The following is a 14490-nucleotide window of genomic DNA, read 5'->3' as shown; positions in this document are numbered from 1 at the left end:
GCAGAGTCAGAGCCGACGCGCAAGATCTCGCAACAAGGCAATTCCAGCCTCTTCCAGGCTTGCCAGGCACAGCCGTGGATCCCGCTTGCCATGGCTGATCGAAGGCACATGGACGAAGATTGTCGGAATGCCACTGCCGATGCTGTCCCACAGCGTGGCGTTGCACAGATAGGCCCCGGCATCGCGCGACAGGTCGGCAGGGACGCCAGTGGCGCGCATCGCGTTCCTTAGCGGCAGGGCGGCGAGGGTGGAAAACCGCTCGTCCGGTCCCTCTGCGTCCAGCTTTGGGCTGACTGGCATGGCACCGGCAGCATCTGGCTTCAGGCAGGTTGCACGGTTGACCGCCCGTGTTTCGATGTTGATCTGGGGGCGTGATCCATCAACGCCAAAGTGAACGATGGCGTCGGGTTTGACTTTATGGCGCAGCGGCGCGGTCACGTCCTCCCGTCCTGCCCAGGTGGTCGGCAGACGCTCGTAGCGAAATGTTACGCTCTGCCGATAGTGCGGAAGGCGATGCTTCAACCGCTCGATCAGCAGCGCAGTCGGATTGACCGGCATGCCGGGAAAGGGGGAGAAGCCGGTGACCAGAACTGATTTTTCCAAGGCAGCCTCGATATGCTGAGAAAGCGGGAAGAATGGGGGATGGTTAGAGGCCGAGCAGAGCGGCGATTTCCTCCACTGCGACAGAAGCAGCAGTGTCGCCGTGCCGGACGGAATTTTCCAGCGCCTGAAGTTGGTTGGCACGCGCTGGTGTTGCAGTCAGTGCCTCATTCAGCCGTAGTTTGACCAGATCCCACATCCACGCGACCTGTTGTTCTGAGCGGCGGGCCTGAAAGGCGCCAGTGGCGCTCAACTTGTCGCGGTGCAGGCGGATTTGCTGCCACAGTGTATCCAGCCCCTCATTGGCCAGACCGGAAATAGTGATGACAGGTGGCGACCACTCCATCTGTCGCGGTGTCAGGATATGCAGGGCAGCACGATAGTTGGAGGCAGCGGAGCTGGCGCGTAAGGCGCCTTCGCCGTCGGCCTTGTTGACCGCAATCATGTCGGCGATTTCCAGAACGCCTTTCTTGATGCCCTGCAGTTCATCGCCAGCGCCCGGCAACATCAACACCAGAAAGAAATCGACCATGTCGGCGACGGTTGTCTCCGACTGGCCGATGCCGACGGTCTCCACCAGGATCACATCAAAGCCTGCTGCTTCACACAGAAGCATGGTTTCACGAGTCTTGGCTGCGACGCCTCCAAGTGTTCCGGCTGAGGGGGAGGGACGAATGAATGCGTTGCGGTCGATGGCGAGTTGCGCCATGCGGGTCTTGTCGCCGAGGATCGATCCACCGGTCCGGGTGGAGGAGGGATCGACAGCCAGAACGGCGACCTTGTGACCCATGGCGGTCAGATTGGAGCCGAACGTGTCGATTGTCGTCGACTTGCCGACACCGGGCACTCCGGTGATGCCGATGCGGTGGGCACCGCCGCTGTCGGGCAGAATCTCCTGAATCAACTGCCGTGCAAGGGCGCGGTGTTCGGGCTTCTTGGATTCCACCAGGGTAATGGCCCGCGCCAGAACCGCACGCTCACCACGGCGGATACCGGCTGCAAGCTCTGCGATATCCGGCAGACGACGCGCTAAGGCGGGAGCCTTGACCTGATCTGGGTTGGTTTTAGAGGAATCCGTCATTCTCAACGCTTACCCGATCTGAGAGAAGCTTGTCACGGGGCATTGGTTGCTGGGCATGGCACTTTTGACATGGAGAATGCTTGGCGCCCGCTGCGGACATGTTACCTTGGGGGCAATATGTCAGCGAAAATGGATTTTACCATCATGAAGGCCCTGTCTTATTTGAATGCTCCGTTCTGGCTTATGGGGGTCGTTGGAGCAGAGAAATCCTATATGAAAAACCCGATCATCGGGTCGGAGCGGTTGAATAAACTAGGTCTGCACCGCAAACGGGTGGAGATCGCAGAAGCCATGGCGAACTCTCGTCGGAGTCGGTTGGCGAGGGTTGTTCCGGACGAGCATCGCGCGTTCTTTGATCAGAACGGCTACATGGTGGTGGAAAACTTTCTGCCTGCCGAGATTTACGAAAAGCTTCTGATGGAGACTGCGGAGAAGACTTTTGCCGCCCGTGAAATGCGACAGGGCCAGACGGTGACACGGATGACGCCGTTGCCACCGGAGGTGCTGAATGCCAATCCGGGCATTGCTTCTGCCGCCCGCAGTCCGCTGGCCAAGGGCATGATCCGCTATGCAGCATCTCAGGGCGGTCAGCCGCATTGTTTCATGCAGACAGTTATCGCCGAGCCAAACAAAGGCCCGAAGGATCCGCAGACGGATGTCCACTCCGACACATTCCACGCCACCGCCAAAGCCTGGCTGTTTCTGCAGGACGTTGGCGAGGAAGATGGCCCCTTCTGTTTCGTTCCCGGTTCGCACAAGATGACGCCGGAGCGGCTGGAATGGGAATATGAGAACTCCCTTTCAGCCAGCGCCGACAATCGCTCGCATCATGCGTCGGGGTCTTTCCGCATTCAGGCCGAAGAACTGGACCGTTTGGGCCTGTCTCAGCCTGTGCGTATGGCGGTGCCGGGCAACACGCTGATTGTCGCCGACACTCATGCTTTCCACGGCCGTACCCCGAGTGAACGCCCGACGACGCGCGCCGAAATCCACTGGCATCACCGTCGCAACCCATTCCTGCCGTGGACCGGGCTGGATCCGGTCAGCCTGCCGTTGATCCGCGAGCGCGAGATGAACCTTTTCCTGGGCGTGTCCGATTTTCAGGAAAAACACATGAAGAAACCGACCATCTGGCGCGATGTCGGTGACGTCAAATTGCGCTCGGAAGCGCATATCTGACCTGAATTCGGGAAAAACTCTGTTCGCTGGCGGTCGAGGGGCTTAGCCCTTGGGCTGCCAGAGGATGCGCTGCAGAAGCGAGTCCTGCAGAGCGATGTCCGGCGGCAACTGGTCAAACGGGCCGTCATAGCCAGGAATGGCCAGCACCAGTTTGACGTTCGGCGCATTCTTCGCCTTGCAGATGGCCATGCCGCGCCAGAGCGAACGCCCCACCCGGCAATCTCGACGATTGAGGCCGAGGTTATAAAAGCTGCGGCCAATGCGCTCGCCGTTAGGTCCGGCCAGATGGTGGGTGACGCCATGCACTTCGCGCACGCTGCCATCACTGTCCTTGAACACCTGCAGGACCTGGAAGCCGTCGGAGTTGAAGACAGCAGTTGCCCATTCAGTCGTGTTCTCCACGGCCGTCTGAACGCCCTCGGTCGTGAAACCGGGCAAGGCGGCCTCGATTGCCTTCGCGCTGTAGCGGGTCTCAGGCGTAATGCCCCCCACACTATCGTTGGTGATCTGGATCAGGGTGACTGAGGACGTTTGTTCAATCGGTCCAGGGCCATCGCCCTGGTAGTCCATGGTGGGGGAGCACGCAGCCAGAAGACTTGCGGCTAAGGCAAAAGATGCGAATTTCAGGCCGAAAAGCGGCATTCCCATGGAAATGATGAACTCCAAAGACAGATGTGGGTCGACGCAGCAAAGCAATCGCAGCGGTGCTGATACCACCGCCGGGAGTTGCCTGCAAATGGGGCTCAAGCAATTGTCGACAGAAGAGTTTTCCTAACCCTGCGGCATCAAGGTCGTGGCGAACTACAAATAATCGCGAGCTTGAAGTTCCTGCTCAGCCTGACCGCTCTGTGCGGCTCAGGTTTCCGATTTGGAAATCCACTTGGCCGTCTCAGGTGGTTTGTAGCTGGCGAACAGCCGCAGCAGCTCTTCGGGCGTGCTGGCCGCCTGGGCGATCTGCCGCATATCAGGCTTCATGAAGCCCTGGCCCGTGGCATGATCGAGAAATCTCAGAAGTCCGTCGTAGAAACCGTTCACATTCAGGAAGCCAAGAGGCTTGGCATGAAACCCGAGCTGGCCCCAGGTCCAGATCTCAAACAGCTCTTCCAAAGTGCCTGCTCCGCCCGGCAGTGCAATGAAGCCATCGGACTTTTCGGCCATCAGTGCTTTTCGCTCATGCATGCTTTTCACCACATACAATTCGCTTAGCCCCTGGTGGTGAATTTCTTTTTCTTTCAGGGCGTCCGGCATCACGCCGATCACCTTACCGCCTGCGGCCAACGCCGTATCGGCTACGACGCCCATCAGCCCGACCTTGGCGCCGCCATAAACGACAGTCAGTCCAGCATCGACCAGTGCTTTGGCTGTGGCTTTGGCCGCTGCCTCATAGGCTGGGTCGGTTCCGAAGCTGGATCCGCAGAAAATGCAAACCGATTTCATGGGGAGGCCTTTCACGGGATAAATGGAACGATGGCAAAGCATGTGCGGATCGGACAGGCGGGGCAAATGCCGAGCTGAAGCAAAGACGCCCCCCGGAGATCGGGAGGCGTCTGTTAATCGTTTGCACCAATTAGTCTTTGGCCAGCTGGTCCAGCACGCGAGCCCAGGAGCGAATGCCCTTGTGGAAGCTGGTGAGGTTGTACTTCTCGTTCGGGCTGTGGATTGCATCATCCTCCAGTCCGAAGCCGATCAGCAGGCTGTCCATGCCAAGCATGCGTTTGAAGTCGCCGACAATCGGAATGGAGCCACCGCAGCCGATAAGGGCTGCAGGTGTTCCCCATTCGTCTGTGAGGGCCTTCTTGCCCTTTTGCAGAGCCGGGCTGTCGAAGTCCAGACGCAGGGCCGGGGAGCCCTCCTTGGCAAGAAACTCGACGGAACAGTCGGCCGGGATCTTGGAACGGACATAGGCGCGGAACGCATCCTGGATCTTTTCCGGATCCTGATCGCCGACCAAACGAAAGGTGAACTTGGCATGGGCCTCAGCCGGGATCACTGTCTTGGTGCCAGCTCCCTGATAGCCGCCCCACATGCCGTTCACTTCGCAGGTCGGCCGTGTCCAGACGTGCTCCAGCGCCTGACGGCCCTTTTCGCCGCGCATGTGCTTCAGCCCGATTTCGCCGAGGAAAGCCTCTTCTGAAAAGCCGAGCTTTTCCCACATCGCCGTCACGTCTTCCGGCATTTCTATGACGCCGTCATAAAAGCCCGGCAAGGTAATGCGGCCATTCTCGTCATGCAGACCGGCAATGATCGAGGCCACGATGTGGTTCGGGTTCTGCGCCGCGCCGCCATAAAAACCGGAGTGCAGATCGCGATTGGCGGCCTTGACGATGACTTCATCGCCGACCATGCCCCGCAGCATGACCGAAATTGCCGGGGTTTTGGCGTCCCACATGCCGGTGTCGCAGACCAGGGCTATGTCGCAGGCGAGTTCGTCCTTGTTGGCAATCAGGAACGGATGCAGGGACGGCGAGCCGCTTTCTTCCTCACCTTCAAAAAGCACACTGACGTCAATCGGCAGATCGCCGGTTTCTGCGATGAAGGCGCGGGCAGCTTCGACGAAGGTCATCAGCTGGCCTTTGTCATCGGCGGACCCGCGGGCGACGATCACCTTGGTGCCATCTTCCTTGGTCTGGATCGACGGCGCAAAAGGATCGTCCTTCCACAGTTCCAGCGGGTCGACCGGTTGGACGTCATAGTGACCATAGAAAAGTACATGCGGGCCGGGCTTGCCGGACTTGCGGTGGCCGACAACCATCGAATGACCGGTGGTTTCACGAACGCTGGCCTCAATGCCGATGGAGGTCAGCTCTTTGGCCAGCCAGTCGGCGGCTTGGGCGCAGTCGGCCTTGAAGGCAGGATCCGTGGAAATGCTCTTGATCTTCAGTAGATCGAACAGGCGGTCCAGCGACTGGTCAAGATCGGTGTCGATCCGGGCCAGAACCTTGTCGATGGTGCTCATCGGGTGTCCTTGATTTTTTGCTCGGCAGGTCAGGGCTGCAGGCCCCATTGGGTGCCCTCATTGTTCATATCCGATCCCAAAGCGCAAATTCAAAACAAGAATGGGTTTGGGAATGCGCGTGATGACTTCTCGGCTCTCCAGCCTTGAACGGCAATGGCACAAAAGGTCAGCGTCGCGGTGGCCTCAGGCTCACCGCGACATTCAGATCGGCAGGGGACGCGTTAGAAACCGCGTTTGATCGAGCCCAGAATGCCGCGGACAAGCGCTTTTCCAAGAGAGCTTCCCAGCGTGCGCGCAATCGCTTTCATCCCTGTGTCCAGGGCGCTGTCCGTGCGTGACGAACGCTTCCGGGTGGTCGGAACCGAGGACTTGCGGGTCGTCTTCCGGCCTGATGACCCGAATTCCGGCAACTCAAAACCGGAGCGCGTGCGGTTTGATTTGGCTTTTTCTTCACGTTCCTGCTGAGCTTCCTCCAGTCGAAGCTTTTCGGCGCTTCGCTCTGCGAGAATTTCGAAAGCCGAAGTCCGGTCGCGTGTCCGCTCATACAGACCAAACGCCGGGCTGGTCTGAATGAGGTGTCGGCGTTCGCTTTCCGTCGCCGGCCCGAGCCGCGATGACGGCGGCCGGATCAGGGTTCGCTGCACCATGGACGGAACGCCTTTGCCTTCCAGCGTCGAGACCAGAGCTTCCCCGACGCCAAGCTCGGTAATCACCTGTTCTGTGTCCAGATCCGGGTTGGGACGGAAAGTTTCGGCAGCTGCGCGTACAGCTCGTTGATCTCGAGGCGTAAAGGCGCGCAAGGCATGCTGAATGCGGTTGCCGAGCTGCGAGAGGACGGTCTCCGGAACATCTGCCGGGTTCTGGGTGACGAAATAGACGCCGACGCCTTTTGACCGGATCAGCCGCACAACTTGCTCGATACGTTCCAGCAAGGCCTTCGGCGCATCTTTGAACAGCAGATGTGCTTCGTCGAAGAAGAACACCAGCTGCGGCTTGTCCGGGTCGCCGATTTCCGGCAATTCCTCGAACAGTTCCGACAGCATCCACAGCAGGAAGATGGAGTAGAGCTGCGGCGCCATCATCAGCTTGTCTGCTGCCAAAATATTGATCATGCCCCGCCCGTCATGTGCTTTGCGCATGAAATCGCGGATATCGAGGGCTGGCTCACCAAAGAAGTGCGTGGCGCCCTGGCGTTCCAGAACCAGCAGGCGGCGCTGGATGGCGCCGACAGAGGCGGGCGAAACATTGCCATAGGTCTTGGAAAGCTCGGATGCGCGCTCGCCAACGAGAGTCAGCATGGCGCGCAGGTCCTTGAGGTCGAGCAGCAGCAGCCCCTCATCATCGGCCAACTGGAACACAATGGTCAGGACGCCTTCTTGGGTCTCGTTCAGATCCAGCAGCCGGGCCAGCAGAAGTGGGCCGATCTCGGAGACAGTGGTCCGCACCGGATGGCCTTGCTCGCTAAACAGGTCCCAGAAGATGACGGGAAAGGCTTCCATCCGGTAGTCATCGGCAAAGCCGATTTTCTCCGCACGGGCGGTGAGAAAGTCTTTTGGTGTGCCGGCAATGCCCAGACCGGACAGATCGCCCTTGATGTCGGAGCAGAAGACGGGAACGCCAGCGGCTGAAAAGCCTTCAGCCAGAATTTGCAGAGACACTGTCTTGCCCGTGCCGGTCGCGCCGGTGATCAGCCCGTGGCGGTTCGCCAGTCGCAAGGTCAGTGCTTCGTCGCTGCTGCTCAGCTCGCTGTGGCCGATATAAACCGTTCCCGTAGTGTCTTGCCCAGTCATTGCGGTTTGTTCTCTCCGTCTCGAAATGCCGCCTTGTGGCGGTCGATAGGCCTCGTTAATCCCCTCGGCCCCGGCGAGGCTGGCCGTGGACAGATCCGGGCAAAACCGTCTATAGGCTCACCCAACAAGTGTTTCTTGTTTCCATCCTGCTAGCCTCCTCCCAACCGGTCTGGCAGGGCCCTGGCCTGCGCCAGGAGACAAGCATTCCCACCAAACGGCGATGCGGATTGCCGGACAGGAGATCAAGATGGACGAACTCATTCAGCGCATTATCGTGGCCACCGGCGTCAACGTGGAAACGGCCAGGCAGGCCGTGACGATCATCCTCAATTTTCTTAATAAGGAAGCGCCACAGGAGCGGATGCAAGAGGTTTTTGCCGCTCTTCCGGGTGCAGAGAAGGCCGTCAACGACTATGCCGGGGAAAAGACCGGTGGCGGCGGCCTGCTTGGCGGTTTGTCCGGCATGGTCCCTGGCATGGGAGCAATGGCTGTACTGGGCGAATTGAGTTCTGCAGGTCTCGATATGGGCGAAGTGCAGAAGGTCGCTCGCGAGCTGATTGAAGTGGCAAGGGAAAAGGTCGGGGACGACACGATCAATGAAGTGATTGCCTCGATTCCGGTTCTCAAGCAGATCATCTAAGCCTGAAGACAGGTCGCTCACCCCTGTATAAGCCTTCACGTTTGTGCTGTCCGCAAAAAGGCAGCATGGGGCGGCATTGGTATGGGGGCAGGGAGAAATTGCCTTGGGATTTGACCGCAGGCATCCGGGAACGAGGCGCGGTCAATCCGCCCACTGACAGCTCGCGACCTGTGGCACACAAGAAAACGGAGTTGAGGTCCCCCTTTGCCAGGGGTGGCTCAACTCCGCATTCACAGGTCGTTTATTGGGTGATAGAGATCTAGACCCGAATTTGACCGTATCTGAGGGCTTCCACGACCGTGTGAGTCTTGTTGGAAGCATTCAGCTTTACACTTGCATTCTGCAGGTGGGCGTGGACAGTGCGCTGGGAAATGTCGAGAACCTCAGCAATCTCGCCGGCAGTCTTGCCAAAGGCGGTGAGCTCCAGAACACGCCGTTCGCGGGTGGAGAGGGCGCCAGGGCGTTGTCCGGAAATAATGCCCAGTTCGCGCAGTCTTGCAAAAACGCCTGCAGAAAGGGCTTCAAGTCCGGAGAGTTCCAGGTTGCCAGCCTGGAGAGAAGGGCCCGCTGCATAGACAAAAGCCTGGAAGGGATGCAGTTCCGTCACTGGAACTATGACCATTTCTGAACCGGCACCGGCTGCAGCCAGTATCTCCGAATGCTGAGCGTCGCCATCAGTAATCGTCCAGAGGCGGGCGCGGTTGGACGCCAGTCCGAGCATCAGGGCGCTGTCATTGGCGGAAAGGGAAGTGCTCTCGATCCCGTCATTGCGTTGGTCAGGCCAGCGGAAACGGTGAACGAGATTGTCAATCGGCCGATTTGGCATCGGAAGACCCGTAACAAGAATGTGGGTTGCCCCCATCCGTCGCAGGTTGGATTCAAGTATATCCAACACGTGATGAGCGGCATTTGCATCCGAGATAGCGCGAAGTTTGTTCTTCAATTCGGTATGATCAAGCATTGTGCACATCCATTTTTTGCGGACCTTCCCGTCTTTTTTGGGGCTGGGATTGGTCCTTTTTTTAAAGTCCGGCGAAGCCTTAGTTTTACTAATTCACTTGCCGGCTGCCGATGGGAGGCAGTCTGTCCAGCGGGATTTTGAAAGATTTTATATCCCGTCGGTTTGTCTTGGCGTCACGGGACAAATTTGTTTTGTCTCTCGCGACTGTTATTTTCCTGCCTCTCGGTTCGCCAGAATTATGAGCCGATTGTAAAATCGGACCAGCCTCCTGGAAGTTTCGCCAGCGGGTCTAGGCATGTTCCCCGAAATCCCTCCCGGAGTTTGCTTAGGACCCGCTATCGTGCTGCAGCTGGAACGCCAAGTTGCAAAAGCTTGCTCCTGAGAGTGGAACCCAACACAGCCATTGTTTATATTTCCATCTCAGAATCCAACTTGCCTATGCGGCAGCTTGTACAAGTTACATTAGAATTTTCGGCAGCTCCATGGGAGATTGAGGCGAAACTTAGCGTAAGGCGCCAAATTGTTGTCTGAATATTGCCAAAAGGTTTCTTTTCGCTTGTCCAAAGTGCCATGAGGGTCGCCAGCTAAGCAGTTCTACCCCTGCGAATTGCCTAAAATATCACGGATTTCACGCATTTAAGGCGATTTGGCTTTGCCAGGACCACGCATGATTCGTGAGAAAATCTGCGAAATGTATCCTGTGCGTGGTGAATGACATCCACTTGGTAATTTCTCTGACTTGCTCATGACTTTACATAGGACGCCAGATGCGCGGCATAACTCCTCTGGGGGAAGGGGGCGCCGCTCTCGATTCGGATGCACTTTTTGCGTGTGTTTCTGGTCAGGCGTCCTCGCCCTGGAATTGGCGATTCATGCGGCTATAGTCGATCTGTTGAGTTGCGCGTCTGGCCGTGGAGGGACTAAAACTCTGTCATCTGAGGGGCTGTTCTCGCGACAGCTCCGGCACAATCGATCGCAAGGCGTGGACGGCATGGTGTGCTTCGTCCCCCAGCATAAACCGGGTCTGGGAGGACGAGATGCAAGGGACCGACGTCGCAGGACGCATCAAGGGAGATGTCTCGAACGTGCCTGAAACTCAAACCGGAACGGTCAGTGAAGAGCTTTGGCTGGAACAAGTCGACAAAGCTCTCAAAGGCGCGGCGCGTGAAACTCTGACCCGCAAGACTGAAGATGGTGCGCTGATCGCGCCGTTGTTCAAGCGGGAAGCTGCGGCGCGCCCGCGCGAGTTGCGGCCGGCTCGCACGGCGTGGCACGTCTCCAGTCGCATCGATCTGGAAACGCCCGGTGCAGCTGCGCTACAGGCCGTGGAAGATTTGCAAGGCGGTGCTTCGGGGGTGAGCCTGGTGATTGCCAATCCCCTCGATCCGCGCGGCTTCGGTCTGCCGGATGCCACGATAGACACACTCACATCAGCCTTTGATGGCGTGCTGCTTGATATTATCACCCTGCGTCTGGAACTTGGCATGGCGTCGTCCACACCGCCTTCGCAAGCCTTGCAGAACCTCGCAGCGGTCGCTCGGGACAAAGGATACGACCCGAGAGCACTCTCCGTGGTCCTGGCTTGTGATCCTGTGGGAGACGCGACGCTCGCTTTGCAGACAGGCGCGGATACGCATGACAGCATCGCCGCGTTGCTGACGGAACGGGAAGCAGCAGGCGTCTCTTGGCCCGTCGTCTGTGCCGATGGACGGATATGGCATGATCAGGGCGCCACTCAAGGGCAGGAGCTCGGGCTGGCCTTTGCCAGTTGCCTGGAGATGTTCCGCGCATTTGAGCGGGCCGGTCTGTCCCAAAGCGATTGGGCGCAGGCTGTGTCTGTCACATTGGTTGCCGATGCGGACCAGCAGGCGACGATTGCCAAGGCTCGGGCGGCCCGCATGATCTTTGCGCGCATTCTGGAGGTCTGTGGCGTACCTCAGTCGCCGCTCAAGCTGCATATGGAAACGTCCTGGCGTATGCTCACCCGCCGCGACCCAGCGGTAAACATGCTTCGCAACACCGTCGCCTGCTTTTCGGCTGCCGTCGGAGGTGCGAACAGTCTGACGGTCCTGCCGCACACCCAGGCGCTGGGCCTGCCTGACAGATTGGCCCGACGGCTGGCGAGGAACACACAGTCCATCTTGATGGAAGAAGGCCATCTGGCGCAGGTCAGTGATCCGGCGGCAGGCTCCGGTGCTTTGGAGTCCATAACCCGCGCCTGTGTCGATGCTGCCTGGAAGGTTTTGCAGGCGGTGGAAGCCAAGGGTGGTGTGCCGAATGCTGCGGAAACAGGCATGCTCTCGAAGCTCTTGTCGCAAACCTCGGATGCACGGCGTGCCAAGCTCGGCAATCTGTCGCTGCCTCTGACTGGCGTCAGCACGTTTCCCAATCTGACTGAAGCGCCCGTTCAGGTTCAGGCACCGGCGCCGGAGATCTCCGATCTGCCGTTCTCGCGCTTGTCTGCGCCGTTCGAGAGCTTGCGCGATGCGGCCGATGCAGCCGTAGGCGACGCACCGCATGTCTTTCTGGCGCCACTTGGACGTCCTGCCGGATTTTCAGCTCGTGCAACGTTCGCAGCCAATGCCTTTGCTGCCGGTGGCCTGCGCACCAGCGAGGCTGACGAGGCGCCGGACCTTAAAGCACTGGTAGAGGCCTACACTTACTCTGGTGCCAGGCTTGCTTGTCTTATCGGCCCGGACGCTCTTTATAAAGAGCAGGGGGAAGAGGTTCTCAGGGCTCTCAGAGACGCAGGCTGCACATATCTCTATATGGCAGGTCGTCCCGGTGCAGCGGAAACCGAGTTGCGAGCAGCTGGTCTTGACACTGCGCTCTATGCGGGTTGTGACTTGTTGAGCCTCCTGCAGGAGGCGCACATCCGCCTCGGGGTAGCCGCAGCAACTGAGGAGACCGCACGATGAGCCGTATCCCTGATTTCACGCAAGTTGCTTATGAGGATGTGTTGAGCCCGGCAACAGCCGAGGGCGTCGACCCCTGGGAAACACCGGAGGGCATTCTTGTTGCACCGGTCACCCGCGAGAGCGATCTGGCTGGTATCGACACATTGGAAACCTACCCCGGCCTACCACCGTTTGTGCGTGGGCCCTATCCGACCATGTATGTGCAGCAGCCTTGGACCGTGCGCCAGTATGCCGGCTTTTCGACGGCTGAGGCGTCGAACGCCTTTTATCGGCGCAATCTGGCTGCCGGGCAGAAGGGCCTTTCAGTCGCTTTCGATCTGGCCACCCACCGGGGCTATGACAGCGACCATCCGCGCGTTTCAGGGGATGTCGGCATGGCCGGTGTGGCCATTGACTCGATTTATGACATGCGCACGCTGTTCTCCGGCATTCCGTTGGACAAGATGAGTGTGTCAATGACCATGAACGGCGCGGTGCTGCCCGTGCTGGCTTTGTTTATTGTCGCCGCGGAAGAGCAAGGTGTAGACCAGAAGGACCTGTCGGGAACCATTCAGAATGACATTCTGAAGGAGTTCATGGTCCGTAACACGTATATTTACCCGCCTGCGGCGTCGATGAAGATCATCTCCGACATCTTCGCCTATACATCGTCCAATATGCCGCGCTTCAATTCCATTTCCATCTCCGGCTACCACATGCAGGAGGCCGGAGCGACGGCGGATCTGGAACTGGCCTATACCATCGCCGATGGCATTGAATACGCCCGCTCTGGTGTTGCGGCCGGCATGGACATCGACAGCTTTGCGCCACGACTGTCCTTCTTCTGGGCCATCGGCATGAACTTCTTTATGGAAGTCGCCAAGCTGCGCGCTGCGCGTCTGATCTGGTCTCAGCTGATGGCGGAAAACTTCTCGCCCAAGAACCCCAAGTCGCTGTCCCTGCGCACCCACTCGCAGACCTCAGGCTGGTCGCTGACCGCTCAGGACGTCTTCAACAACGTCGTGCGCACCTGCGTGGAGGCGATGGCGGCTACGCAAGGTCATACGCAATCGCTGCACACCAATGCACTGGATGAGGCGCTGGCCCTGCCGACGGACTTTTCTGCCCGCATTGCCCGCAACACCCAGCTTTTCCTGCAGGCCGAAAGCGGCACCACCGCGCCCATCGATATTTGGGGCGGGTCGTTCATGGTGGAGAAGCTGACCCACGATCTGGCGGAAAAGGCGATGGCCCATATCCGGGAAGTTGAAGAACTTGGCGGAATGGCCAAGGCCATCGAAAAAGGCATTCCGAAGCTGCGCATCGAAGAGGCCGCCGCCAAGACCCAGGCGCGGATCGACAGTGGTGTCCAGACGGTCGTCGGCGTCAACAAGTACAAGCCGGATATGGAAGAGCCGATCGACGTTCTGAAGGTCGACAATGATCAGGTTCGCGCCAGTCAGATCGACAAGTTGCAGCGGCTTCGTGCAGAGCGAAACGAAGCAGACTGTCAGGCCGCCCTCGATGCCTTGACGATATGTGCCAAGACAAGTGATGGAAACCTGCTCGATCTCGCAGTCAAAGCGGCACGTGCCAAGGCCACTGTCGGTGAGATCTCTCTGGCAATGGAAAAGGTCTTCGGTCGCCATAAGGCCGAGATCAAGTCGATTTCCGGTGTTTACAAGCGAGAGGCGGGCGCCATGTCCGGAACCCTTGAAAAGGTTCAGAAGCTGGTTGAGGCCTTTGAGAACAACGACGGTCGGCGGCCACGTATCCTCATCGCGAAGATGGGACAGGATGGGCACGATCGCGGCCAGAAGGTCATCGCCTCGGCCTTTGCCGATCTCGGTTTCGACGTCGACATCGGCCCGCTGTTCCAGACGCCGGAAGAAGCCGCCCGTCAGGCCGTGGAAAACGACGTTCATGTCGTTGGCGTCTCATCGCTTGCCGCCGGGCATCTGACCCTGGTGCCAGCCCTGAAGGCAGCTCTGGCCGAAGAAGGCCGCGAGGACATTTTGATCGTCGTCGGCGGTGTTGTTCCGCCGCAGGACTATGATGCGCTTTATCGCTCCGGCGCTGTCGCCATCTTTCCTCCCGGCACAGTCATTGCCGAAGCCGCAATCGATCTCCTCGCCAAACTCAACGCCGCGCTGGGCTATCTACCGTCGGCGGATTAGCAGGGGCTTCACTGACCGCTCAACCAACCTCTCTCCGTCATGCCATGGCCCGACCATGGCATCCATGCCGTTGCAAGTCGTCTCGGGGAGCCTTTCCGAGTAGCGAGGGAACGGCATGGATCCTCGGGTCAAGCCCGAGAATGACGGCTGTGGAGAGGCGAGCTCGGTGGGGGAATATCTCACTGCCACACCCGCGGCGCCGCTGCCCT

General features: G+C 58.9%; 11 protein-coding genes. 4 read left to right on the top strand and 7 right to left on the bottom strand.

The features are described 5' to 3' along the window. Positions 1–6 precede the first annotated feature (6 nt). Complete coding sequence (locus J0X15_RS08585; protein WP_209015190.1) at positions 7–603, bottom strand: pyroglutamyl-peptidase I family protein; 597 nt, start codon at positions 601–603, stop codon at positions 7–9. 43 nt (positions 604–646) lie between these two features. Next, positions 647–1681 (bottom strand): methylmalonyl Co-A mutase-associated GTPase MeaB, encoded by a 1035-nt coding sequence (gene meaB / locus J0X15_RS08580; RefSeq protein ID WP_206939720.1) that lies wholly within the window; start codon positions 1679–1681, stop codon positions 647–649. Positions 1682–1798: 117 nt separating this feature from the next. Between meaB and J0X15_RS08575 the strand changes: the two genes are divergently transcribed. Further along, positions 1799–2860, top strand: coding sequence for a phytanoyl-CoA dioxygenase family protein (locus J0X15_RS08575; RefSeq protein ID WP_209015189.1), 1062 nt, complete (start codon positions 1799–1801; stop codon positions 2858–2860). Between the two features lie 42 nt (positions 2861–2902). On the opposite strand, the gene J0X15_RS08570 is transcribed toward J0X15_RS08575, so the two are convergent. The 4 genes from J0X15_RS08570 to J0X15_RS08555 all read right to left on the bottom strand — a co-directional run bounded on the left by J0X15_RS08570 (position 2903) and on the right by J0X15_RS08555 (position 7606). Beyond that, positions 2903–3508: a DUF1131 family protein gene (locus tag J0X15_RS08570; protein WP_206939719.1), complete on the bottom strand. Its 606-nt coding sequence runs from the start codon at positions 3506–3508 to the stop codon at positions 2903–2905. Between the two features lie 207 nt (positions 3509–3715). Next, complete coding sequence (locus J0X15_RS08565) at positions 3716–4297, bottom strand: LOG family protein (protein WP_206939718.1); 582 nt, start codon at positions 4295–4297, stop codon at positions 3716–3718. Positions 4298–4427: 130 nt separating this feature from the next. Beyond that, complete coding sequence (locus J0X15_RS08560) at positions 4428–5816, bottom strand: dipeptidase (protein WP_206939717.1); 1389 nt, start codon at positions 5814–5816, stop codon at positions 4428–4430. A 221-nt stretch (positions 5817–6037) separates the two neighbouring features. Next, positions 6038–7606 (bottom strand): helicase HerA-like domain-containing protein, encoded by a 1569-nt coding sequence (locus tag J0X15_RS08555; RefSeq protein ID WP_206939716.1) that lies wholly within the window; start codon positions 7604–7606, stop codon positions 6038–6040. A gap of 247 nt (positions 7607–7853) precedes the next feature. Between J0X15_RS08555 and J0X15_RS08550 the strand changes: the two genes are divergently transcribed. Beyond that, a complete protein-coding gene (locus tag J0X15_RS08550) occupies positions 7854–8246 on the top strand; it encodes a DUF2267 domain-containing protein (protein ID WP_206939715.1) in 393 nt (130 codons plus the stop codon). A gap of 259 nt (positions 8247–8505) precedes the next feature. Here the strand turns inward: J0X15_RS08550 and J0X15_RS08545 are convergent, their stop codons facing one another. Continuing rightward, positions 8506–9207: a helix-turn-helix transcriptional regulator gene (locus tag J0X15_RS08545; protein ID WP_206939714.1), complete on the bottom strand. Its 702-nt coding sequence runs from the start codon at positions 9205–9207 to the stop codon at positions 8506–8508. Between the two features lie 1037 nt (positions 9208–10244). On the opposite strand from J0X15_RS08545, the gene J0X15_RS08540 reads away from it, so the two are divergent. Both J0X15_RS08540 and scpA read left to right on the top strand, forming a co-directional pair. Further along, the gene (locus tag J0X15_RS08540; RefSeq protein ID WP_206939712.1) at positions 10245–12125 is read left to right on the top strand and encodes a methylmalonyl-CoA mutase family protein; all 1881 of its coding nucleotides are present in this window, start codon (positions 10245–10247) and stop codon (positions 12123–12125) included. Continuing rightward, complete coding sequence (gene scpA, locus J0X15_RS08535) at positions 12122–14281, top strand: methylmalonyl-CoA mutase (protein WP_206939710.1); 2160 nt, start codon at positions 12122–12124, stop codon at positions 14279–14281. Before J0X15_RS08540 ends, scpA begins: the two co-directional genes overlap by 4 nt. Positions 14282–14490 lie beyond the last annotated feature (209 nt).

The sequence above is a fragment of the Roseibium limicola genome, from assembly GCF_017313085.1.
GTDB lineage: Bacteria > Pseudomonadota > Alphaproteobacteria > Rhizobiales > Stappiaceae > Roseibium > Roseibium limicola.
The sequence above is the reverse complement of the archived record's forward strand: the minus strand, read 5'-3'. Positions and strand labels throughout refer to the sequence as shown.